The sequence below is a fragment of the Mesorhizobium alhagi CCNWXJ12-2 genome, assembly GCF_000236565.1.
Classification (GTDB): Bacteria; Pseudomonadota; Alphaproteobacteria; order Rhizobiales; family Rhizobiaceae; genus Allomesorhizobium; species Allomesorhizobium alhagi.
In genome coordinates this window covers 1-21,702 of record NZ_AHAM01000133.1, presented here as the reverse complement: position 1 = coordinate 21,702, position 21,702 = coordinate 1, and the positions used below count along the sequence as shown (strand labels likewise).

Below are 21,702 nucleotides of genomic sequence, written 5' to 3'. Positions count from 1 at the left end.
GCGATGAGAAGTCTCGCGGGTTCCCTCGAACGCTCAATCCACCCATTTCACCTTGGTCAGGTCGTTCGCCTGGATGGGCGAGTTCGTCCACAAGCCTTCGACCTTGGCATCCCAGATGCCGATCTTCGGCAGCTCGAAGAGGAAACCAACCACTGCATCTTCGGCGAGGATTTTTTGCGCCTGGCCGTAGAGCTCCTTGCGCTTGGCCTCGTCGGAGGTGAGGTTCAACTCCTCGATGATCTTGTCGAAGGCCGGGTTGTCGTACTGGAAATAATAGTCGTCGCGCGAATAGATCTCAATGTCGTTCGGTTCGGTGTGAGACACGATCGACAGATCGTAGTCCTTTTCCGTGAACACCTGCTTCAGCCAGTCGGCCCATTCGACCGGGATGATCTCGAGCTCGATGCCGACATCGCGCAACTGCGAGGCGACGATCTGGCCGCCGTCACGCGCATAGCCGACCGGCGGAAGCTTCAGGGTTGCCTCGATGCCGTTCTCGAAGCCGGCTTCCTTCAAGAGCGCCTTCGCTTTTTCGACGTCGTGCGGATAGGTGCCGGTAAGGTCGACATAGGCCGGATTGTGCGGGGCGAAGTGCGAACCGATCGGCACGCCGAAGCCGCCGGAAGCGCCGTCGATGATCGCCTTGCGGTCGATCGCGTGGGCGATGGCCTGCCGCACTTTCAGATTGTCGAATGGCGGCTTCTTGTTGTTGGTCGACAGCACCGTCTCGCCTTCGGTCGAGCCGATCACCACCTTGAAACGCGGATCGGCCTGGATCTGCGGCAGGGCGTCGCCGAGCTGATAGTTCGGCAGCGCCTGCACGTCACCCGAAAGCAGCGCCGGAATGGCCGCGGCGGCATCCGGAATGATGCGGAACTCGGCCTTGTCGAGCGCGATCGGATCGCCCCAGTAGCCGTCCGCCTTGACCAGCGTGATGGCTGAACCCTTGGCCCAGTTCTGGAATTTAAATGGCCCGGTGCCGATCGGCTTTTCCTTGTTGGTCTCGGCCGATTCCGGCGCGACGATCACCGCATCGCCCCAGCCCATATTGTAAAGGAAAGAGCCCTGCGGATTCTTCAGCGTGACTTTCACCGTGCCCGGATTGACCGCCTCGACGGTATCGATCGCGGCAAACAGCGCCTTCTGCGCGTTGGTGGAATCTTCGGCGCGCGCGCGGTCGAGCGAGAACTTCACGTCGTCGGCGTTGAAGTCGCTGCCGTCATGATATTTGACGCCGGTGCGGAGCTTGAAGGTGTAGACCTTGCCGTCGTCGGAAACGGTCCAGCTTTCGGCCAGCGCCGGCAGAACTTCGCCGCTCGGGCCTATGCGGGTAAGCCCTTCGAAAACGTTGGCGTAGAGAACTTCATCAATGGCGGCGGCAGCGCCCGCCGTCGGATCGAGATGCGGCGGCTCCAGCGGGATGCCCAGCACCAGGTCGGTTCGTGCAGCCAACGCCGCGCTGCTCGTCGCCAGCGCCAGCATGCTTGCCGCGAGGATCGATTTCCAAACTTTCATTGAATCTACTCCCGTTCCCGAATTCCGGCTGGATAGAAGCGTTATTTGCAGCCGGAGTAAATCGCGTTTGTTGCAATCGGTACGCCTGCGGCCGAATCTTTCCGCGCCAGCCACAGGGCCGGGCGATCATCGCGCGGACGGCCCCCGCAGCAGCAGGTTCAGCCCGATGGCCATGACCTTGGCCGATTCCACCATGTCGGCGATGCCCACCCATTCGTCCGGTCGGTGCGCCAGGTCCAGTATGCCCGGCCCATAAGCGATGCAGTCGTGCAAATGGCCGATGCGCGACACGTGTTTCTGGTCGTAGGTGCCCGGCGAAATGACATAGTCGGGCTCCCGGTCGAAGACCTCGCGGATGCCCTGCGCCACCGCCGAGACAACCGGCGCGTCGCGCTCGGTCATCAGTGGCTGCACCTCCATGATGTCGCGGATGTCGTAGTCGAATTTCGGCCGGTCGCGCTTCAGCCGGTCGAGAATGGCCGTTACTTCACTTTTGACCTCGCCGATCTTCTCTTCAAGCAGGAAACGCCGGTCGATCGTCAGCCGGCACCAGTCCGGCACGTTGGGCGAGGGCAGGCCGGGCCGGAAGTCGTCGGTCTGGCCGCCATGGATGGAGTTGATGTTCATGGTCGAGCGGCGCGCGCCGTCCGGCACCACGGGCATGCGCGTCTGCTTGGCGTCGAGCGCGGGAAACAGGTCCTTCTCGAAGGCTTCGAGCACCGCACCCATGTGGCGCACGGCGCAGTCGCCAAGGAACGGCATCGAGCCATGCGCGATCTCGCCCTTGGTCTCGATTTCGGCCCACCAGACGCCGCGGTGGCCGAGGCAGATGCGGTCCTTGTTCAGCGGTTCCGGGATGATGACGTGGTCGACCTTCGGCTTGGAGAAGTAGCCTTTGCCGGCCAAATAGGCGACGCCGCCGAAGCCGCCGGATTCCTCATCGGCAGTGCCGGAAATCTCGATCGCGCCTGGAAAATCCGGATAGACATCCATGAACGCCTCGGCGGCGGTGATGGACGCGGCAAGTCCGCCCTTCATGTCGCAGGCGCCGCGGCCATAGACCCTGCCGTCCTTCACCACGCCGGCGAACGGGGCGACCGTCCAGCCTTCGCCTGCCTCGACGACATCGATATGGGAATTGAAATGAACGGTCGGCCCGGGCGTGCGGCCGTCGAAACGCGCGACGACATTCATCCGCGGATAGCGGTCCGTGTCGCCCGGCGAACCTTCCGCGCGAATGTATTCGACACCAAAGCCGCGCTTCTTCAGGCGCGCGCCGATATATTCGGCGCAGGGCCGGTATGCGTCGCCGGGCGGATTGATCGTTGGAAAACGGATCAGGTCGGTAGTGAGAGTGACCAGGTCGTCGACCCGCTCGTCGATCGTTTCGAGAAGCTTTTCATACATGCGTGAAATTGAGCAGGGTTGGGCCCGCTTTGGCAAGCCGCAATGCGAGCCCGCGCGTGGGCCAGCTTGTGCAACCTTCACGGGAATTGTTGGGATCGGCAGTCGGCACGGTTTTGGAAATTCTTAGGAAGTTGGTGTAACCTTCTTCACATACCGATTGCGAAGGGGGCGCTAGGCTTTTGGTATTTTGGGGGATCGAAAATGAACAACAGAATTCTTCTCGCGCTTGCATTTGCAGGGCTGCTGCTTGGCGCTTCGGCGCAAGGCCATGCGGCCAGTTTGGTGGCGAACATCAATGTGTCCGCCCAGACCATGACCGTTGTGAAGCACGGCCGCGTCATCCACACCTGGAAGGTCTCGACGGCGCGCAAGGGCTACATCACGCCACGGGGCACCTGGCGGCCGAAACGCATGCACAAAATGTGGCATTCGCGCAAATACGATATGTCGCCCATGCCCTATTCGGTATTCTACCACGGCGGCTACGCCATCCACGGCACGAACTACGTCAAGAACCTCGGCCGGCCGGCTTCGCATGGCTGCGTGAGGCTCGCGACCGCGAACGCCGCGAAATTCTATTCGCTGGTCAAGCAGATCGGACCGGGCAATACGCGTATCGTCGTCACAAACTGACTGGCAGCGATACGCGACCACTGCCGAAAAACGAATCCGTTGCGGCAACTTATGTCTATACAAATTTTCCCCTGAAATGGCGTTTTCGGGCATTTCATTTGGGGTAGGGCGTCTGTAGACATTGGCGGAGGAGCTCCGCCAATGAATTCCACTCCGCGTGTCGCGCTGTCCGAGCCCGTCGGCGACGAAGTACGCAAGACGACCTGCTACATGTGCGCGTGCCGCTGCGGCATCGATGTGCACATCAAGGACGGCAAGATCCGCTACATCGAAGGCAATCGCGACCACCCGGTCAATCGCGGGGTGCTATGCGCCAAGGGCTCGGCCGGCATCATGCAACACTACGCGCCGGCGCGGCTCAGGGCGCCGCTCAAGCGGGTGGGGCCGCGGGGCTCGGGCGAGTTCCAGGAAATCTCGTGGGACGAGGCATTGGGCATTGCGACCGGCTGGCTCGACGGCGTGCGCCAGTCCGATCCGAAGAAGCTCGCCTTCTTCACCGGCCGCGATCAGTCGCAGTCGCTGACCGGCTTTTGGGCACAACAGTTCGGCACGCCCAACTACGCCGCCCATGGCGGCTTCTGCTCGGTCAATATGGCGGCGGCGGGCATCATGACCATCGGCGGCGCGTTCTGGGAGTTCGGCGCGCCGGACTGGGATCGGACGAAGCTGTTCATCATGTTCGGCGTCGCCGAGGACCATGATTCCAACCCGCTCAAGATGGGCATCGCCAAGGTCAAGAAGAACGGCGCGCGGTTCGTCTCGGTCAATCCCGTCCGGACCGGATATTCGGCGGTAGCCGACAACTGGATCGGCATCCGCCCCGGCACGGACGGGCTGCTGATCCTGGCGGTCGCGCACGAGCTGTTGAAGGCACGGAAAATCGATGTCGATTACTTGATGCGCTATTCCAACGCGCCTTGGCTGGTCGTCGATGCGCCGGGAACCGCCGAACACGGGCTTTTCGCACGCGACGCGGAGGGCAGGGAGTTGGTTTTCGAAACTGTCACAGAGCGCATCGTTCCACGGGGCACGACCGGTGCAAGGCCGGCGCTGTCCGGACGCTATACGCTCGAGGACGGTCGCTTCGCCGTACCCTCGTTCCAACTCGTCGCCGAAAAATACCTCGATCCGAAATACGCGCCGGAGGCCGTGGCCGGCGAGACGGGCGTTGCCGTCGATGTCATTCGCGGACTGGCCGCCGAGATCGCCCGCGTCGCCTTCGACGAAGCCATTTCGATCGACCAGCCCTGGACAGACATGAATGGCGAGCGCCACGACAGCTTTGTCGGTCGGCCGGTGTCTTTCCACGCCATGCGCGGCCTGTCGGCCCATTCCAACGGCTTCCAGACGGCGCGCGCGTTGCACATGCTGCAGGTGCTGATCGGCGCGGTCGATTGCCCCGGCGCCTTCCGCTTCGAGCCACCCTATCCGAAGCCGGTCGAAGCGCATCCGACGCCGCATGGAAAGGCCGAGCATTTCGGCTCGAACAAACCCCTGTCTGGTCCGCATCTCGGTTTTCCGCGCGGGCCGGAAGATCTGCTCATCGATGCCGACGGCAAGCCGACGCGGCTCGACAAGGCGTTCTCGTGGGACGCGCCGGTCTCGGTGCACGGCCTGATGCACATGGTCATCTCCAATGCGCATGCCGGCGACCCTTATCCGATCGATGTGCTGTTCCTCTACATGGCCAACATGGCCTGGAACTCGTCGATGAATACGGCCGGCGTGATAAAAATGCTGGAGGACAAAGACCCCAAGACCGGCGAATACCGCATCCCTAAGATCATCTATTCGGACGCATACGCGTCCGAGATGGTCGCCTATGCCGATCTGGTGCTTCCTGACACGACCTATCTGGAGCGCCACGACTGCATCTCCATGCTCGACAGGCCGATCTCGGAGCCGGACGCCGTGCAGGATGCGATCCGCTGGCCGGTGGTCGAGCCCGACCGAGACGTGCGCGGCTTCCAGACCGTACTGCTCGATCTCGGCGTGCGTCTGAAGCTGCCGGGCTTCGTCGATCATCACGGCCGCGCGCTCTACAGCGACTACGCCGACTATATCGTGCGCCATGAGCGCCGGCCGGGCATCGGCCCGCTGGCCGGTTTTCGCGGGCCGAACGGTGATCGCGTCGGCCGCGGGGCCGCCAATCCCGACCAGCTCAAGCGCTATATCGAGAACGGCTCCTTCTTCTCGGCGCATATCCCGCTCGAGGCGCAGTTTTATAAGCATGCAAACAGGGCGTACCAGGACTTCGCCGTCCGCATGGGCTTCTTCGATACGCCGCAGCCGGTCACCTTCCAGCTCTATCAGGAGACGCTGCAGAAGTTCCGGCTGTCGGCGGAAGGGCTGCGCGAGCCGTTCGCGCCCGAAACCCATCGCCGGCGCATCCTCGACACGTTCGACCCGCTGCCGTTCTGGTATCGGCCCTTCGAGGAAGAAATCGTCGATCGCCAGACCTATCCCTACCAAGCGATCACGCAGCGGCCGGCGGCGATGTACCATTCCTGGGGCTCCATGAATGCCTGGTTGCGCCAGATCCACACGAAGAATCCGCTCTATGTGCCGGGACCCATTTGCGACGAACTCGGTCTCATCGACGGCGACTGGGTTTTCCTGACTTCTCACCACGGCCGCATCAAGGTCGAGATCGCGCGTATGGAGGCCGTCAATTCCTCGACGATCTGGACCTGGAATGCGATCGGCAAGCGGGAGGGGGCCTGGGCACTGGACCGCGACGCGCCGGAAGCCAGAAAAGGCTTTCTGATGAATCACTTGATCAACGAACTTCTACCGCCGAAAGGCGACGGCCTGCGCTGGTCGAACTCCGATCCGGTTACTGGGCAGGCGGCCTGGTACGACCTTCGTGTGCGTATCGAGAAGGCCGAGCCGGCCGCAGCGAGCGAACCGCGCTTTGCGCCGGTCTCCTCGGAAGGGCATTCGGGACCAAAGGAACTGCGCTACGGACAGGAGTGGGCGAAGTGACGCTTCTTCCCGCTCAGCCAACGCCGAAGAAGCTCGGCCTCGTCATCGATCTCGACGTCTGCGTCGGCTGCCACGCCTGCGTGGTCAGCTGCAAGGAATGGAACACCGGCGGCTACGGGTCCGCCCTGTCGGATCAGGATCCTTACGGCGCGGACGTTTCCGGCGCCTGGCTGAACCGGGTCCATACATTTGAAGTGATCCCCGAGGGTGGCGAAATCGTCGGCGAGGCCGGCGAAGCACGGATCGTGCATTTCCCGAAATCCTGCCTCCACTGCGAGGATGCGCCCTGTGTTACCGTTTGCCCGACCGGCGCGTCCTACAAGCGGGCAGAGGACGGCATCGTGCTGGTCGACGAGAATATGTGCATCGGCTGCGGGCTGTGCGCATGGGCCTGCCCGTACGGTGCGCGCGAGATGGATCTGGCGGCCGGCGTGATGAAGAAATGCACGCTGTGCATCGACCGCATCTACAACGAGACGATTGAAGAGGTCGACCGGGTGCCTTCCTGTGTGCGGACCTGTCCCGCCAATGCCCGGCACTATGGCGACTTGGCGGACCCGACTTCCGCAGTGTCCATCTTGGTCGCGGAACGCGGCGGCATGGATTTGATGCCGGAACAAGGGACGCTGCCCGTCAACAAATACCTGCCGCCACGGCCTCGCAAGCCGCTCGCCGACAGCGCGCATTCGCTGCCTCTGGCCGAGAATACGGACGGAGCCAAAGGCTTCTTCGGCTGGCTCGACGGCGTGCTGGAGCGCATCTGATACATGCACCCGGCATTTTCGATCGTCATTTTCACGACCCTGTCCGGCCTCGGGTACGGACTGGCGGCAGTTCTTGGGCTCGGCCTGCTCGACCCTGCCGCGACGGCAACCAAGATCGCCCATCTGCTGGCGCTGGCGCTGATCGCAACCGGGTTGTTGTCCTCGACGCTGCATCTCGGCAATCCGCAGCGCGCCTGGCGGGCATTGTCGCAGTGGCGTTCGAGCTGGCTGTCGCGAGAGGGCGTGATGGCGCTGATCACCTTCGTGCCGTTGGCATGGTCGGCATGGGCATCGCTCTTCGACGGACGTTACCTTGCCCTGCCGGGCCTTGTCGGCACCTTGCTTTGCGCCGTCACTGTCTATTGCACAGCGATGATCTATGCCTCGCTCAGATCGGTGCAGGCGTGGCACACGCCGCTGACGCCGCTCTGTTATCTCATGTTTTCAGCGGCGGGCGGGCTTGTGCTGGCGAGCTTCTTCGGCTTCGCCGGCGCGGGTTCGACGGTGCTGGCGCCGGCGCTCGCGGCGACATTCACGGCCGCCGCCTGGATCGCAAAGCTGTTCTGGCGGCACCGCATGCGCACGCTGCGGCCGATTTCGACGCCGGAAACTGCTACGGGGCTCGGCCGGATCGGCCGCGTCCGCCTGTTCGAGCGGCCGCATATTAATGAAAACTACCTGACAAGCGAAATGGGCTTCAAAATAGCCCGCAAGCATGCGGCCAAACTGTCGGCGATCGCCTTCTTGCTTGGGGGAGCAGTGCCTGTGCTGCTGCTCCTTGTGCTGCCCTTGGCCGGGGTGGGCGCCGGCCCGTCCGCTTCGTTGATCGCGCTACTGGCCGCATGCTGCCATGCGGCGGGCGTGTTGATGGAGCGCTGGCTGTTTTTCGCCGAGGCGCGCCATTCGGTAACGAATTACTACGGGGGTTGACTGTTCAACGCTTCTGCGGCTCGACTTTAGTTTCGGCATGGTCGGCTGACCTCTGGAAGTGAGTTTCCTCGACCTCCCTGACCAGCCTGTGGATCGCAATCTTCTGGGCGTCGCGCTCGGAGCGGCGCTGGATGCCCCACGGCGTCCAGAGCGGCGCGCTAGCGCCCCTCGGCTTGATTTCGATATTTTCGGTCATGCACTCGCCTCGCGTGATCACGACAATATATGATCACGATAAGTAAACGAGTGAAATCTGTTTTTGTTGCGGCAGCGATCAAATGTTCGAGAAAAAATGATGGTCAGGGCTGCTCGGAATTGGCCTTAGGCTTCTTGCGCCGCCGTCGCTCCCGCTTGGAAAGGCCCCAGCGCTTGTGGAACCACATCCACTGGCCCGGATCCTCGCGAACCCATCGCTCGACAACGTCATTGAGCAGTTGTGCAGTCGCCGTCACCTTGACGCGGCCCTCGGCATCCCGCGGCAGATCGACCTTCTCTTCAATTTCGAGCCGAAAACGGTTGCCGGGCAGCCGCACACAGCGGGCGGGATAGACGTCGCAATCATACTGGCGCGCAAGCTTCGGCAGAAGCGGGCTGGTTTCGCATTCGCGGCCGAAAAATTGCGTCCTGATCCCATAGCGGAACTTCTGGTCGACCAGAACGCCGATCGTCCCGTTCGCCTCCAATATTCGCGCCAGCGCGAAGGCCGCGCCGGTTCTCGAGGCGAGCAACTCGCCCATCGACGAGCGCCGCGTCGAAAGAATGTAGTCGGCGATGTAGGGATTGTTGGGCGGGCGGAACAAAGCCGTGACTTTCATGCCGTAGGCGGCGCCGGCAATCGGCAAAAGCTCGAAATTGCCAAGATGGGCTGTGAACAGGATGTGGGGCCTATCCTCCTGGGCAATGCGCTTGAAGTGATCGAGGCCGTCGACCTCAATGCGGCTGGATGCATCGGGATTCTGGTCGTCGTAATCGAACAGCGCGTCGAGAAAGATATACTCAGCCCCGAGGCGGGCCATATTGCCCCACATGTCTGAGGCGATGGTCTGAATTTCATCCTCGGTCTTTTCAGGGAAGGCCTTGCGCAGATTGTCGAGCGCGACGCGGTGGCGTCCGACCCATGGTCCTACGCGCCTTGCAGCGCGGTCGACAAAATCCAGCGCTCGATCGGTCGGTAATAGGCGAAGCAGGCGTAGGGCCAAAAGCGCGACCTGCGCGGTCAGCCAGTAATTGGCCTGCTTCAGCGCCTGGGCCAGACGGTAGACTAGGGCCTTCACCGCAGACTAGCTCACGCGAAGAATGATCTTGCCGAACACGTCGCGGCCTTCCATGCGCTTCAGCGCAGCGTCTATAGAGTCGAAATCGACTTCGGTATCGATCACCGGAGCAACGATGCCGGCCGCCATCTTCTGCATCGCGTCGGCCATATTCTCCATGCGGCAGCCGAAGGAGCCGAGAATCTTGAGCTGCTGCTGGAAAAGCTGCATCAGGTTCATCTGCGTCGAGACGCCGGATGTCGAACCGCAAGTCACAAGGCGTCCGCCGCGCTTCATCGACAGCATCGAACCGGCCCAGGTGTCCACGCCGACATGTTCGAACACCACGTCGACGCCCTTCTTCCTGGTCAGCTTGCGCACGACGCCTTCGAAGCGATCCTCGCGGTAATTGATGACATGGTCGGCCCCGAGCGCCTTGGCCTTGTCGATCTTGTCGTTAGAACCGACCGTCGTGATGACAGTGCAGCCCATCTTCTTGGCAAGCTGGATAGCGGCGGTGCCAATGCCCGAGCCGCCAGCCTGGACGAGGATTGTCTCCCCGGGCTCAAGCCTGGCATTGTCGAACAGCATGTGCTCGACGGTGCCGAACGTTACAGGCGCAACGGCCGCGCCGATGTCGGTCACGCCGGGAGGGGCAGGAACCAGAAGCCGCGCCGGCAGGTTGATCTTCTCCTGTGCGAAGCCGTCGAGATGGAAACCGTGCACGCCCGAAACGTGGTCGCAAAGATTGTCGCGGCCTTCGCGGCAGGCACGGCAGAGCCCGCAGGTGCGTGCACCGTAGATGGAAACGAGCTGCCCCGGCAGGAGCCCGGCGACGCCCGGCCCAACGGCCTCGACCTCGCCGGAGGCCTCTGCGCCCACAACCAGCGGCAGCTTGCGCTTGGCGAATGCCATGCCGCGCCAGCCCCAGACGTCGATGTGGTTTAGCGCGACAGCCTTGATACGCAGCGTCACTTCGCCGAGTGCGGGCGGCTGCGGCGGCGCGATCTCGACTGTTTCGAGCTTGCGGTCTTCGATGAGTTGCAGTGCGCGCATAGGTGCCTGTGATTAGGAACTAGGATGGTGCGTCCTTCGAGGCTCGCTTCGCTCGCACCTCAGGATGAGGGAGGTTTGCGCCCGCTGTCCTCATCCTGAGGTGCGAGCGAAGCGAGCCTCGAAGGACGCACGTGCTAAAAAGGGCCGGTGGCCGCTACTAGACGGGATCCCGGGCCATGACAAGGCAGGTGTTCTGTCCACCGAAGCCGAACGAATTGGAAAGCACCGTCGCCACCTCGGCGCTGCGCTTGGTGTTCGGCACCACGTCCAACTCGATCGCCGGATCGGGATTGTCGTAGTTTATCGTCGGCGGAATGACGCTTTCGGACATGGTCATCAGCGAGAAGGCGGCCTCGATCGCGCCAGCAGCCGAAAGCGTGTGGCCGATCATCGACTTGTTCGACGATATCGGCATTGAGCGAATGCGCTCGCCGAAGACGGTCGAGAGCGACATGTGCTCCATCTTGTCGTTTTCGGGTGTCGAGGTGCCGTGGGCGTTGACATAGGTAATGCCGTCGACGCCGAGGCCGGCATCGTCGAGCGCGGCCTTCACCGCAGCGATGGCCGGCGAGCCGTCGGGCTTTGAGCGCGTGCGGTGGAAATCGTCGGCCTTTTCGCCGCAGCCGCGCAAAATGCCGAGCACCTTCGCGCCACGCGCAAGCGCGCTTTCCAGGGATTCCAGAACCAGCGCTGCCGAGCCCTCGGCGAGCACGAAGCCGTCGCGGTCCTTGGAGAAAGGCTTCGACGCCTTTTCGGGTATGTCGTTATGCGTCGAAAGCGCCGAGAGCAACGAGAAGCGGATCAGCGCCTCGGCGGTCGCCGAACCGTCGGCGCCGATCGAAAGTGCGCGCTCGCATTCTCCGCGCCTGATTGCCTCAACGCCGAGCTGGATCGCAGTGGCGCCCGAGGCGCAGGCGGTCGAGAGCGTGATCGGCAGGCCCCGTGTGCCGAAACGGTCGGCCAGGCGGTCGGCGATCGAGCCGAATTGCGAGGTATCGAAGATGTCGAGCGAATTCAAACCTCGCGCCACCGTCAGAAGCCGATCCGCGGCGCTGCCTTCCTTGCCGGCATTGTAGAGCGAGAAGCGCTCGCTCCAGTCGAGTTCCATCGGCGGCGACGCCAAGAACAGGGGGCCGCCGAAATCCCCGGCATCGACACCCGCCTCGGCGACCGCCTCCTGTGCGGCCGTTTCCGCGAGTTCGTAGGTAAGTGCGCTGGCGCCTTTCTGGCTCGAGGCCAGGAAATCCACCGTGCCGGCAATGCGCGTGTTCAAGTGATCGACGGGAAAACGGACTATCGGGTGGATGCCCGACTTGCCCGATGTCAAAGCGTTCCAGTTATCGGCCTTGCCGACACCGAGCGAAGTCACTACGCCGATGCCGGTGACGGCCACGACCGGCCTGCCGAGATGGTCCGTGTATCTTGCCATTCTGGTTCTCCGGCAGTTCAGTCGGCTGCGACGAGCGCCATGCCTTCGAAATAGTGATAACCAACAGCGGTCGCCAGCACCGATTGCGGAATTCCCTCAAACGGCTTTTCGGAAGCTTCGTCGAAGGGGGGATAGCCGGCTTTCCTGTCGACAGCGAGCGCCGCCAGCGCAACGGCGAAGGGAAACTGCGCTTCCTTCATGTGGCCGGTCAGGGTGGCGATGCCGCGGGAGGCGATTGAATTGTTGCTATCCAGCGCAGATTTTTCGGCCTTCGTGGCGGTATGCGCACCGGATGCACCAGACATTGCGAGCAGCGGGCGGTCGGCGGGAGCGGCAGCCTTGTCGATCAGTCTTGCCACCGAGCTATCGAAATCTCCGTTTCTGCGCCGCGAGCGGCCGGATACGACGGCTTCCAGCTGCGCATAAACATGCCGGCCGCGTGCTGCAGCGTGCTCGCGCGATTCCAGTACAAGAAAGGCCGCGCCCGATCCGGTGATCACGCCGCCGCCTTCGGCGCCCTGCCGCTGCCAGACCGGCTTCCAGGGCCCACGGTGCAAATAGCCGCCGAGTTCGTAGCCCAGGAGCATGTCGGGATGCTCGGTCTGAAAAGCGCCGCCGACCAGAACATGCGAGGCCTGGCCCGAGCGGATGCGCGCTGCGGCGGTCTCCACGGCCGAGACGCCGGCGCCTTCCTCACCCATGAAGGTGCGCGAGGAGCCGGTGACCTTGTGCACGATCGAGATGTTGCCGGCGAGCAGGTTGGACAGCTGCGCCAGGAAGAGGGTAGGGCGAAGCTCGGTCGTCAGCTTCTCGTTGAGCAGCACGTCACGGTCGGAGCGGCTTTCGGATGCGGCGAGAATGCCGGAATCCACAGCCTCGTCGCGCTCGCCGCCGCCGGCTGCAACCACCATGTCCATGGTCGCGCAGAGTGCTTCGTCGCCCTTGATGCCGGCATCGTCGAGCGCCAGCCCGGCGGTGTAGGTGCCGAGGCGCTGCCACGTCTCCATCTGGCGCTGGTCACCGCGCTTGGCGATCTGCAGGCCCCAATCGATCTCGGGCAAGGGATGGATGACGTAGGGCGGATAGCGCTCGGCGTCGGTGACCGGTTGGGGCCGCCCGGCGGTCAGCTTTTGCCAGTGCGCGTCGGCGCCTTCGCCCAGCGACGAAACGAGGCCGATGCCTGTTATAACGACGTCGTTGGGGCTCATTGGCGATCGTTTCGGGTTCAGGCGCTCTGTTCCGTCGGAGAGATCAGGCGGCGGCTTTCGCCGCGACGAGACCGTCGATCTTCGCGCACAGGTTCTTCATCAGGAAATACTCGTCAGTCGACGCCTTGCCGTCATTCACGTCCTGCGTCCACTTTTCGAGCGGCACCTTGATGCCGAATTCCTTGTCGATCGCAAAGACGATGTCGAGGAAATCGAGGCTGTCTATTCCCAGATCGTCGATTGTGTGGCTGTCAGGGGTGATTGTATCGCGGTCAATCTCGCTCGTTTCGGCGATGATGTTAGCGACTTTGTCGAATGTCGTTGACACGGCTTTTCCTTCGATTTGCAGGCGGGAGACTCCGCGCGTGTTTGGTCCGGCTCTCTAATCGGTTTTTCCCGGCAGGAAAAGACCCAATCCGTGCGGCGAAGTCTGCAGGCATTAGTTGAAGACGACGCGGCCAAGCACATGCAGCCCCTGCTCGGTAGGCCGCACGATGATCGCCTCGCCCTCGCGGGCCGAGACGCCGGTAAGCGCCTTGATGTTCTCCTCGTGGGTGATCATGACGAGATTGCCAGAGCCGGAATAGGCGCGGATTTCGGCCATCACGGCTTCATTTTGGGCGGCCGCTGCCTCTTCGCCCGGGCTCAAGAGGTCGAGCGCCTCAAAGGGCTCTACCTCTCCGTCGCGAAACGCGATGCTGCCTGTTTCGAGCGCGCGGCAATAACGGCTTGAAAGAACGCGTTCGGTCGGGGCCGCTCGAGCGGAAAAAAGCGAACCGATCTTGCGCGCCTGCTGCTGGCCGCGATCCGAAAGGTTTCGCTGCGTACCGCAATCCTCAATGTTGAAGCGTGCCGGCTCGGCCGCTCCAGGCGCAATTGCATGGCGCAGCAACACCACCTGCTCGCCCTCGCGCAGCAACGCCCAGCCGGCCTCGGTGGCTTCGGCTTGGGCGAAGGCGAGCAGCGAAAGAAGGACAATCAAAGCTCGACGCATACAGGATCCTTGGCGCTAGATGGATATAGGGACGCGAAAGTCGATTGAAAGACAAGCTTTGACAGGCAGTTGCGCCGCTTTCTCCACTCGCCTATCAGGCGACATGTCTCCGCTCACAGAAACCGTGCTCTTCGTCTTCGCGCTCGTCGCGCTCGGCTATCTTGCCGGGCTGACCGGCTATCTCAAGGCCGAAACCGGGGACGCGCTGTCGCAATTCGCCGTCGGCGTGGCGCTGCCGCTGTTGCTGTTCCGCACGATGGTAGAGGCAGACTTCCATGGCGCGGCTCCCTGGTCGCTCTGGGCGACCTATTTTGTCGCGGTGGCCGTGGTCTGGACCTGCGGTCATCTCGTAACCACCCGCGTTTTCGGGCGCGAGGCGCAGGCGGGAGTCGTCGGCGGCGTCGCAGCTTCCTTTTCCAACCTTCTATTGCTCGGCGCTCCCTTCATGCTCGGCGTCTTCGGGCAGGCAGGCTTCGAGATCCTCTCACTTATCCTGTCGGTGCATCTGCCGGCGATGCTGATGGCGTCGATCATTCTTTTCGAGGTTTTCGGGCGCGGGGGCGGTGTCCATCCTATCCAGATCGTCAGGGAATTCCTGCGCAAGATTTTCGTAAACCCGCTTGTAATCGGCATCCTGGCCGGCCTGTTGTGGCGCGTGACGGGCTTGGCGCTGCCCGGACTTGCTGCTCGGCTGGTCGATGCGCTGGCAGACATTGCCGGCCCGGTGGCGCTATTCGCCATGGGGTTCGGACTGCGCAAATTCGGATTGTCGGGCAATATTCGGCCGGCGCTGGCGCTCACCGTGCTGAAGCTCTTCCTGATGCCGGCAGTGGCGCTAGGCATGGCGATGCTGCTTGGCCTGCCGCCGCTTTCGGCGAAGGTCGCGGTCGCTGCGGCCGCGCTGCCGTCCGGCGTCAATTCCTACCTCATCGCGATGCAATTCGGCACGGGGCAGGGGCTGGCCTCCAACCAGTTGACGATCGCCACGGCCTGTGCGGCCGTGACCATGGCTTTCTGGCTGACCGTCGCGCAGGCGGTTTTCGGCTAGGACTGGACCAGCAAGCGGCGGACCATTGCGATTGATCGCGCGGCGGGCGCTGGAGTAAGAGTTTGCGCACGCGAACGGCGGATGGTCGGTTCTGAAAACGGGTCCGACCGCAGGAGCCGCCATTCGTCCACAATTCCGGAACAGTGCCACAGCGCGCTGATGAGAGGCGACCAATGCTCCAGAAAACCAGCCATTACATGCGCCAGGCAAACCTCATCGGCGGCAAATGGGTTCAGGCCGATTCCGGCGTGACGATCGACGTGATCAATCCGGCCAACGGCCAGAAGCTCGGCACCGTGCCGAAATCCGGCGCCGCGGAGACTCGGCGCGCTATCGAGGCGGCCGACGAGGCGTTCCAAGGCTGGCGCAAGACCTCGGCGCTGGAACGTTCGAAACTGCTGCGCAAGCTGCACGATGCGATCATGGACAACCAGGATTCGCTGGCCGAACTGCTGACCATGGAGCAGGGCAAGGCGCTGTTCGAGGCCAAAGGCGAAGTCGCGATTTCGGCCGCCTATATCCTTTGGTTCGCGGAGGAGGGCCGCCGCACCTATGGCGATGTCGTTCCGTCGCCATGGGCCGACCGCCGCATCATCGTCACCAAGCAGCCCGTCGGCGTCATAGCTGCGATCACGCCGTGGAATTTTCCATCCTCGATGCTGGCGCGAAAGATCGGACCGGCCTTGGCTGCCGGCTGCACCGCCGTCGTCAAGCCAGCTTCGCAGACGCCCTATTCGGGCCTTGCCTGGGGCGCTCTCTGCGAAGAGGTCGGCTTCCCCGAGGGCGTCGTCAACATCGTCACCGGTTCGGCCGGCGAGATCGGCGACGAAATCTGCGCCAATCCGCTCGTGCGCAAGCTGACCTTCACCGGCTCGACCGAAATCGGCAAGATCCTGATCCAGAAATGCGCCTCGACCGTCAAGAAGGTATCGATGGAACTCGGCGGCAATGCTCCGTTCCTTGTCTTCGACGACGCCGATATCGACCGTGCGGTCGAGGGGGCGATCATCGCCAAATACAGGAATTCCGGCCAAACCTGCGTCTGCACCAATCGCTTCTTCGTGCAGGCCGGCGTCTATGACACGTTTGTGGAAAAATTCGCCGCTGCCACCGCGAAGCTCAAGGTCGGCCCCGGTCTTGAAGAGGGCACCACTCAGGGGCCGTTGATCGACGACAAGGCTGTCGCCAAGGTCGAGGAATTCATAGACGACGCCAAGTCCCATGGCGGCAAGGTCGTTTCCGGCGGCAAAAGGCATGCGCTTGGCGGTTCGTTCTTCGAGCCGACCGTGATCTCCGGCGCCACGCCGAAGATGCGTTTCATGAAGGAAGAGATTTTCGGGCCGGTCGCACCTGTCTTCAAGTTCGACACTGAGGAAGAGGCCGTCAGGCTGGCCAACGACACCGAATTCGGCCTAGCCTGTTATTTCTACACCGGCGATCTCGGCCGGGCGTTCCGCGTCATGGAAGGGCTGAAATACGGCATGGTCGGGGTCAATGAAGGCCTGATCACCACAGTCGAGGCGCCGTTTGGCGGCGTCAAGGAATCGGGCCTCGGCAAGGAAGGCGGCCATCAGGGCATCGAAGACTATCTAGACACCAAATATGTCTGCATCGGCGGCCTCGGCCTCTGAGGCTGCTCGACTTCAACGCAATCCGACGGGAGGGCGCAATGGCGGACGACGAAGTCTTCGGCACTACGGATGGCGGCGAAGCCGTTCAGCGAATTTCGATAATTGGCGGAGGGCTTTCGGCGGGGATTCTCAACTGGGGCGCTATGGTGCAGGATCTGCGGCTCTCCGGCCACGACGCCCCCCTGGTGCTCGGGTTCGACAGGTTCGAAGACTATCCGGCGTACTCACCCTATTTCGGCGCGATGGTCGGCCGTCATGCCAATCGCATTCGCAACGGGCGTTTCACCCTCGCAGGCCAGCACTGCCAGATCGACGGCGAGCATCCTGAAAAGCACGGACTGCACGGAGGTTCCGATGGTTATTTCAGGCGCCTGTGGACGCTGGAGAAAGCCGGAGCGGATTTCGTCACTCTGTCGCTGCACGATCCCGACGGCTCGATGGGATTTCCCGGCGCGGTCGACGTCCGCTGCACTTACCGGCTACGAAATCCGGGCGTGCTGTCCATCGAACTCACCGCGACGACGGATGCGCCGACGCTCTGCAACCTTGCCCACCATTCCTATTTCAATCTCGACGACGGCGGCAGCGGCGACATTCTCGACCACCGGATGACGGTCAACGCCTCGGCATACCTGCCGGTGGACGAATCGTTGATCCCGACGGGAGTGGTGAAGCCTGTGGATGCGACGCCGTTCGATTTCCGCCTGGCCCGCACCATCCGCATGGAAAGCGAGGGCGAGCAACTCGAGTACGACCACAATTTCTGTCTGGCGGCCGCGCGCGGCCCGCTCAGGCAGGCGGCCTGGATTCAGGGCGCGTCGTCCGGCGTCGAGATGGAAGTCTGGTCGACCGAACCCGGCCTGCAATTCTACATCGGTCAGCACCTGAAGCCCGATGCTGCAGGGCTCGACGGCCGGCGCTATCAGAAGTTTTCAGGCTTTTGCCTGGAGCCGCAGACCTGGCCGGATTCGCCCAACCGGCCGTATTTCCCGCAAGCGACGCTGCTTCCGGGTGAAACTTATCGCCAGACGACGGAATACCGGTTCCGGCAGGTCTGACTGGCTGAAAGGTCTACCTGTCGAAAGCCATTTTCAACAATTCGAATGGCGCCAGCGCCCCGCGCACCTGAACCACCGTCGCCGCAACGCGGTGCGCGCGCTTGGCAGCATCGGCGGGGGCGAGACCGAGCAGGCGGGCCGCGAGATAGGCGCCGTTGAAGCTGTCGCCCGCGCCGGTGGTGTCGACCGGGCTCGCCACGTGAATGGCAGGCGATTCGAACGTGTCGCCGTAATGCAGGATCAGAGCAGGCTGCTCTCCGTTCTTGACGACGACTTCGGCCGCCCCGGCATGCTCTATCCGCCTTGCCGTCGCCTCCAGGGAAGAATCCCCGAACAGCATCTCCTCATCCGGAAATGTCGGCAGTGCAATGTCGGTGACGGCCAGCGCTTCGCCGATCGCCGTGCGCGCAACGGAAATGTCCGGCCACAGTTTCGGCCTGTAATTGGGATCGAAAGCTATGTGGGCGCCATGCTCGCGCGCGTTGGCCAAGGCATCAAGAAGTGTACGCCGCGCCGGTTCCGCCAGAATTGCCAAAGTGATTCCGGAAAAGTAGATAAGCTCCCGGTTTTCAAGGCTTTTCGCCAATGCGGCGGGGTCGTCAACGAGCCGGCGCGCGGCGGCGTCGTTGCGCCAGTAGGTAAAGGCCCGCTCCGCGCCGGTGAGCGTGATCGCGTAGAGGCCCGGCCGTGCTCCCGGCAGGATCGGACTGTTCGCGATGCCGATGTCGTGGGATTTGAAGAATTCGATCTGGCCATGGGAGAACGGGTCGTCGCCGAAGGCCGAGACATAGTCGACATGGTGGCCGGGCATCAGCGCGCGCATGGCCCAGAGCGTGTTAAACGTGTCGCCGGCATAGGCCATTCGCCAGAGGCTGCTGCCTTGGCTCGACAGTTCGATCATGCACTCGCCGACTGCCGCGATGCCATGCGCCATGCAATTCCTCCTTCGCTGTCGCCGCCCGTTCTTTAGCCAATCGAAAGCGGACTTGCCACTACCCCGGAATGGCATGTTGCGGCTTTTCGTTCCTGTTCGAAGCGACTACTTTGCAACGCTCGGAATCGTGGTGGAGATAGAATTGACCCGGATATGGCGCTATGCCGCCGCTGCTCTTGTCGTCGGCCTGATCGCGGCCGGCGGGATGATGGCCATGCACGGCTCGTCGGCTCCTCCAGCCGACCTCGATCTCTCGCGCTCAAAGTCATCGGAAAAGGACGTATTCCTCGTCTCCGTCGAGCCGGAAGCCGGATCATTCAGGCAGGGCGAATTGCATTCATGGGTGCTGACCGTCAAAAAGCCGGACGGGACGCCGGTGGAAGATGCCAGCATCGCGGTCGATGGCGGCATGCCCGACCACAATCACGGCCTGCCGACCAGCCCGAAGGTCACCGCCCATATCGGCGAAGGCCGCTACCGCGTCGAGGGCGTGAAGTTCAACATGGGCGGCTGGTGGGTCTTGCGCTTCGCCATTTCGTCGCCAGCCGGCGCCGACGAAGCCGTGTTCAACCTGACGCTGTGAGCGGGTGATGCGAGGGCCGCTGGCAGGAGTGGCGTTTGGACTGATTGCAGCCCTGACGCTAGGTGGCTGCGACGAACCCGACTTCACCGAAGCCGAAAAGGCGATGATAGCCTCGCTATCGCTTTCGGCATTGCCGCCGCTGCCGCCGGACCCGACGAACCGCTATGCGGATTTGCCTGCCGCGGCGGCCTTCGGGGCAACGCTGTTCTTCGAGCAGCGGCTCAGCCGCGACGGCAATGTCTCCTGCGCCACCTGCCACCCCAGTGACCGCCAGTTCCAGGACGATCGTCCGCTCGCCGTCGGCGTCGCGACCACTAACCGGCGCACCATGCCGCTGGCCGGGGTGGCGCGCAGCCCCTGGTTCTTCTGGGATGGGCGCAAGGACAGCCTGTGGTCGCAGGCGCTCGGGCCGCTGGAGGACGCGCGGGAACATGCCGGAAATCGCACCGCCTACGCGCATTTCATCGGAAAGGAATTCGCCGACCGTTACGAGCGGATTTTCGGGCCGCTGCCGGATCTTTCCGGACTGCCAAAGAATGCGGGCCCTCTGGGAACCGAAACTGAAAAGGCAGCCTGGAAAGGTATGAGCGCGGAGCAGCGCGCCTCGATCGACGAGGCATTTGCCAATCTCGGCAAGGCAATAGCGGCTTTTGAGCGGTCGATCGTGCATGAGCCGACGCGTTTTGACCGCTTCGCCGATGCTGTGGCGGCCGGGCGCGAGCCTGAAGGCGAGGCGACTTTATCCGACGAAGAAATCCACGGGCTTAAACTATTCATCGGCAAGGCGAATTGCGTGACCTGCCACAACGGCCCGCGTTTCACCGACGATCACTTTCACAATACCGGCGTTTCGCCCGTGAAGGGACTGCCGGAAGACCGCGGCCGCGAGACGGCTGTTGCGCAGGTCGCAGCCGATCCGTTCAACTGCCTTGGCGCATTCCGCGATGGCGACGAGGAGGCCTGCGGCGAGTTGCGCTTCATGGTCAAGTCGGGCGAGGCGCTGAAGCGAGCCTACAAGACGCCGTCGCTGCGGGGCGCGGCCACCCGCCCGCCCTATATGCATTCCGGCCAGATCGCGACGCTTGGCGATGTGGTGGACCACTACAACACCGCGCCGGGCAGTCCCCGCGGCACGACCGAACTGCATCGGCTCGGTCTGTCGGAACGGGAGCAGGCGGCTCTGGTGGCGTTCTTAAAGACGCTGGCGGAGTAGGGGATCACCTGTCCTTGACCGTTTCCATCGCAACGAAGGTCGATGTCTGCGAAACGTGCGGCAGCGCCGAAATCCGCTCACCCAGAACGCGCCGGTATGCGGCGATGTCCTTGGTGCGCACCTTCAGCAGATAATCGAAACTCGCCGCCATCATGTGGCATTGCTCGATCTCCGGAACTCCCTGTACGGCGCGGTTGAAGGCGTCGAGCGCGGCGGAGCGGGTATCGGATAGGGTGACCTGCACGAAGGCGACATGGCCTTCACCCATGCGCTCGCGATCGATGACCGCCGAATAGCCGCGGATGAAGCCAGCGTTTTCAAGACGTCGCACCCGCGCCTGCACTGGGGTCTTCGACAGGCCAACCTTCGCCGCCAGTTCCGCCATCGAGAGGCGGCCATCGCGCGACAGCGCGGCCATGATGTTGCGGTCGATGCGGTCCAATTGATCTTCGTTCATGGAATGACAAGCGCAGCTGCGGTTATGCTGGGTCCATTAATAGGTCGAATGGCCTGTATGGTCCAGCTTTTCGGTCCAAATCGCATTTCCGTTTGTGATAGCTTGAGCCGATCATCTCCATCCGCTTGAATGCTCCGACAGGATCGCCATGACCGCGCACCCGCTTGACGCCATCCGCAACGCCATCCGCGCCAATTATCTGCCGGACGAGGGGGAGGCGCTGGCCCGTCTCATCGCCGCCGCCGATCTTTCGGCCGATGAGCGCCAGGCCATTTCGGCGCGGGCGGTCAAGCTGGTCAAGGCGGTGAGGGGCTCGTCCGATCCGCGCCTGATGGAAGTGTTTCTCTCGGCCTACGGACTGTCGACCAAGGAAGGTGTGGCGCTGATGTGCCTGGCCGAAGCACTGCTGCGCGTGCCCGACGCCGAGACGATGGACGACCTGATCCAGGACAAGATCGCGCCGCATGACTGGTCGGCGCATTCGGGAGGGTCGAGCTCGATCTTTGTGAACGCGTCGACCTGGGCGCTTATGCTCACCGGCCGCGTGCTGGATGACGAAGAGGACGAAGGCATTGCCGGCACGCTGCGCTCGATGGTCCGCCGT

20 protein-coding genes and 1 pseudogene are annotated in these 21,702 nt (G+C 62.9%); 10 read left to right on the top strand and 11 right to left on the bottom strand.

Features of this window, described 5'->3' with window-relative positions:
• Positions 1-33: 33 nt before the first annotated feature.
• Positions 34-1,515 carry an ABC transporter substrate-binding protein gene (locus tag MAXJ12_RS15535; RefSeq protein WP_008836864.1) on the bottom strand — a complete coding sequence of 494 codons (1,482 nt, stop codon included), beginning with the start codon at positions 1,513-1,515 and terminating at the stop codon, positions 34-36.
• Positions 1,516-1,641: 126 nt separating this feature from the next.
• A complete protein-coding gene (locus tag MAXJ12_RS15530) occupies positions 1,642-2,922 on the bottom strand; it encodes an acetylornithine deacetylase/succinyl-diaminopimelate desuccinylase family protein (RefSeq protein ID WP_008836863.1) in 1,281 nt (426 codons plus the stop codon).
• A 201-nt stretch (positions 2,923-3,123) separates the two neighbouring features.
• Between MAXJ12_RS15530 and MAXJ12_RS15525 the strand changes: the two genes are divergently transcribed.
• From MAXJ12_RS15525 to MAXJ12_RS15510, 4 genes are all read left to right on the top strand, one after another.
• Positions 3,124-3,555, top strand: a complete 432-nt coding sequence (locus MAXJ12_RS15525; RefSeq protein WP_008836862.1) for a L,D-transpeptidase — start codon at positions 3,124-3,126, stop codon at positions 3,553-3,555.
• A 141-nt stretch (positions 3,556-3,696) separates the two neighbouring features.
• Positions 3,697-6,540 carry a molybdopterin oxidoreductase family protein gene (locus MAXJ12_RS15520; protein ID WP_008836861.1) on the top strand — a complete coding sequence of 948 codons (2,844 nt, stop codon included), beginning with the start codon at positions 3,697-3,699 and terminating at the stop codon, positions 6,538-6,540.
• Positions 6,537-7,304, top strand: coding sequence for a 4Fe-4S dicluster domain-containing protein (locus tag MAXJ12_RS15515; RefSeq protein WP_040586419.1), 768 nt, complete (start codon positions 6,537-6,539; stop codon positions 7,302-7,304). The genes MAXJ12_RS15520 and MAXJ12_RS15515 overlap by 4 nt, the downstream gene beginning before the upstream one ends.
• 3 nt (positions 7,305-7,307) lie before the next feature.
• On the top strand, positions 7,308-8,234 hold the full coding sequence (locus MAXJ12_RS15510) for a dimethyl sulfoxide reductase anchor subunit family protein (protein ID WP_008836859.1): 927 nt from the start codon (positions 7,308-7,310) through the stop codon (positions 8,232-8,234).
• Between the two features lie 4 nt (positions 8,235-8,238).
• Here the strand turns inward: MAXJ12_RS15510 and MAXJ12_RS15505 are convergent, their stop codons facing one another.
• From MAXJ12_RS15505 to MAXJ12_RS15475, 7 genes are all read right to left on the bottom strand, one after another.
• Entirely contained in the window at positions 8,239-8,430 is a 192-nt protein-coding gene (locus MAXJ12_RS15505) for a hypothetical protein (protein WP_008836858.1), read from the bottom strand.
• Positions 8,431-8,533: 103 nt separating this feature from the next.
• Positions 8,534-9,508, bottom strand: coding sequence for a lipid A biosynthesis lauroyl acyltransferase (locus tag MAXJ12_RS15500; protein ID WP_008836857.1), 975 nt, complete (start codon positions 9,506-9,508; stop codon positions 8,534-8,536).
• Positions 9,509-9,514: 6 nt separating this feature from the next.
• The gene (locus MAXJ12_RS15495) at positions 9,515-10,543 is read right to left on the bottom strand and encodes a zinc-binding dehydrogenase (RefSeq protein ID WP_008836856.1); all 1,029 of its coding nucleotides are present in this window, start codon (positions 10,541-10,543) and stop codon (positions 9,515-9,517) included.
• A 157-nt stretch (positions 10,544-10,700) separates the two neighbouring features.
• The gene (locus MAXJ12_RS15490) at positions 10,701-11,972 is read right to left on the bottom strand and encodes a beta-ketoacyl-ACP synthase (protein WP_008836855.1); all 1,272 of its coding nucleotides are present in this window, start codon (positions 11,970-11,972) and stop codon (positions 10,701-10,703) included.
• Between the two features lie 17 nt (positions 11,973-11,989).
• Positions 11,990-13,180: a beta-ketoacyl-ACP synthase gene (locus tag MAXJ12_RS15485; protein WP_008836854.1), complete on the bottom strand. Its 1,191-nt coding sequence runs from the start codon at positions 13,178-13,180 to the stop codon at positions 11,990-11,992.
• Between the two features lie 43 nt (positions 13,181-13,223).
• Positions 13,224-13,508, bottom strand: a complete 285-nt coding sequence (locus MAXJ12_RS15480; RefSeq protein WP_008836853.1) for an acyl carrier protein — start codon at positions 13,506-13,508, stop codon at positions 13,224-13,226.
• 111 nt (positions 13,509-13,619) lie between these two features.
• The gene (locus tag MAXJ12_RS15475; RefSeq protein WP_040586397.1) at positions 13,620-14,174 is read right to left on the bottom strand and encodes a histidine phosphatase family protein; all 555 of its coding nucleotides are present in this window, start codon (positions 14,172-14,174) and stop codon (positions 13,620-13,622) included.
• Positions 14,175-14,277: 103 nt separating this feature from the next.
• Between MAXJ12_RS15475 and MAXJ12_RS15470 the strand changes: the two genes are divergently transcribed.
• The 3 genes from MAXJ12_RS15470 (at position 14,278) to MAXJ12_RS15460 (ending at position 17,911) form a co-directional block, all read left to right on the top strand.
• Entirely contained in the window at positions 14,278-15,222 is a 945-nt protein-coding gene (locus MAXJ12_RS15470; protein ID WP_008836851.1) for an AEC family transporter, read from the top strand.
• A 173-nt stretch (positions 15,223-15,395) separates the two neighbouring features.
• Positions 15,396-16,853 carry an NAD-dependent succinate-semialdehyde dehydrogenase gene (locus MAXJ12_RS15465; protein WP_008836850.1) on the top strand — a complete coding sequence of 486 codons (1,458 nt, stop codon included), beginning with the start codon at positions 15,396-15,398 and terminating at the stop codon, positions 16,851-16,853.
• Positions 16,854-16,891: 38 nt separating this feature from the next.
• Positions 16,892-17,911, top strand: coding sequence for an aldose epimerase family protein (locus MAXJ12_RS15460; RefSeq protein WP_008836849.1), 1,020 nt, complete (start codon positions 16,892-16,894; stop codon positions 17,909-17,911).
• Positions 17,912-17,924: 13 nt separating this feature from the next.
• On the opposite strand, the gene MAXJ12_RS15455 is transcribed toward MAXJ12_RS15460, so the two are convergent.
• A complete protein-coding gene (locus MAXJ12_RS15455; RefSeq protein ID WP_008836848.1) occupies positions 17,925-18,845 on the bottom strand; it encodes a sugar kinase in 921 nt (306 codons plus the stop codon).
• 142 nt (positions 18,846-18,987) lie between these two features.
• On the opposite strand from MAXJ12_RS15455, the gene MAXJ12_RS15450 reads away from it, so the two are divergent.
• A complete protein-coding gene (locus MAXJ12_RS15450) occupies positions 18,988-19,428 on the top strand; it encodes a FixH family protein (RefSeq protein ID WP_040586415.1) in 441 nt (146 codons plus the stop codon).
• 7 nt (positions 19,429-19,435) lie between these two features.
• Positions 19,436-20,641, top strand: a complete 1,206-nt coding sequence (locus tag MAXJ12_RS15445; protein ID WP_040586395.1) for a cytochrome-c peroxidase — start codon at positions 19,436-19,438, stop codon at positions 20,639-20,641.
• A 4-nt stretch (positions 20,642-20,645) separates the two neighbouring features.
• On the opposite strand, the gene MAXJ12_RS15440 is transcribed toward MAXJ12_RS15445, so the two are convergent.
• A complete protein-coding gene (locus MAXJ12_RS15440) occupies positions 20,646-21,098 on the bottom strand; it encodes an Lrp/AsnC family transcriptional regulator (protein WP_008836845.1) in 453 nt (150 codons plus the stop codon).
• A gap of 148 nt (positions 21,099-21,246) precedes the next feature.
• Here MAXJ12_RS15440 and MAXJ12_RS15435 point away from each other — a divergent pair.
• Positions 21,247-21,702: pseudogene (locus tag MAXJ12_RS15435) on the top strand (bifunctional proline dehydrogenase/L-glutamate gamma-semialdehyde dehydrogenase); the annotation flags it as partial.

Coding starts and splice junctions, on each gene's coding strand:
- MAXJ12_RS15535 (WP_008836864.1), bottom strand. CDS start 1,515: ATGAAAGTTTGGAAATCGATCCTCGCGGCAAGCATGCTGGCGCTGGCG.
- MAXJ12_RS15530 (WP_008836863.1), bottom strand. CDS start 2,922: ATGTATGAAAAGCTTCTCGAAACGATCGACGAGCGGGTCGACGACCTG.
- MAXJ12_RS15525 (WP_008836862.1), top strand. CDS start 3,124: ATGAACAACAGAATTCTTCTCGCGCTTGCATTTGCAGGGCTGCTGCTT.
- MAXJ12_RS15520 (WP_008836861.1), top strand. CDS start 3,697: ATGAATTCCACTCCGCGTGTCGCGCTGTCCGAGCCCGTCGGCGACGAA.
- MAXJ12_RS15510 (WP_008836859.1), top strand. CDS start 7,308: ATGCACCCGGCATTTTCGATCGTCATTTTCACGACCCTGTCCGGCCTC.
- MAXJ12_RS15505 (WP_008836858.1), bottom strand. CDS start 8,430: ATGACCGAAAATATCGAAATCAAGCCGAGGGGCGCTAGCGCGCCGCTC.
- MAXJ12_RS15495 (WP_008836856.1), bottom strand. CDS start 10,543: ATGCGCGCACTGCAACTCATCGAAGACCGCAAGCTCGAAACAGTCGAG.
- MAXJ12_RS15490 (WP_008836855.1), bottom strand. CDS start 11,972: ATGGCAAGATACACGGACCATCTCGGCAGGCCGGTCGTGGCCGTCACC.
- MAXJ12_RS15485 (WP_008836854.1), bottom strand. CDS start 13,180: ATGAGCCCCAACGACGTCGTTATAACAGGCATCGGCCTCGTTTCGTCG.
- MAXJ12_RS15475 (WP_040586397.1), bottom strand. CDS start 14,174: ATGCGTCGAGCTTTGATTGTCCTTCTTTCGCTGCTCGCCTTCGCCCAA.
- MAXJ12_RS15470 (WP_008836851.1), top strand. CDS start 14,278: ATGTCTCCGCTCACAGAAACCGTGCTCTTCGTCTTCGCGCTCGTCGCG.
- MAXJ12_RS15465 (WP_008836850.1), top strand. CDS start 15,396: ATGCTCCAGAAAACCAGCCATTACATGCGCCAGGCAAACCTCATCGGC.
- MAXJ12_RS15460 (WP_008836849.1), top strand. CDS start 16,892: ATGGCGGACGACGAAGTCTTCGGCACTACGGATGGCGGCGAAGCCGTT.
- MAXJ12_RS15455 (WP_008836848.1), bottom strand. CDS start 18,845: ATGGCGCATGGCATCGCGGCAGTCGGCGAGTGCATGATCGAACTGTCG.
- MAXJ12_RS15445 (WP_040586395.1), top strand. CDS start 19,436: ATGCGAGGGCCGCTGGCAGGAGTGGCGTTTGGACTGATTGCAGCCCTG.
- MAXJ12_RS15440 (WP_008836845.1), bottom strand. CDS start 21,098: ATGAACGAAGATCAATTGGACCGCATCGACCGCAACATCATGGCCGCG.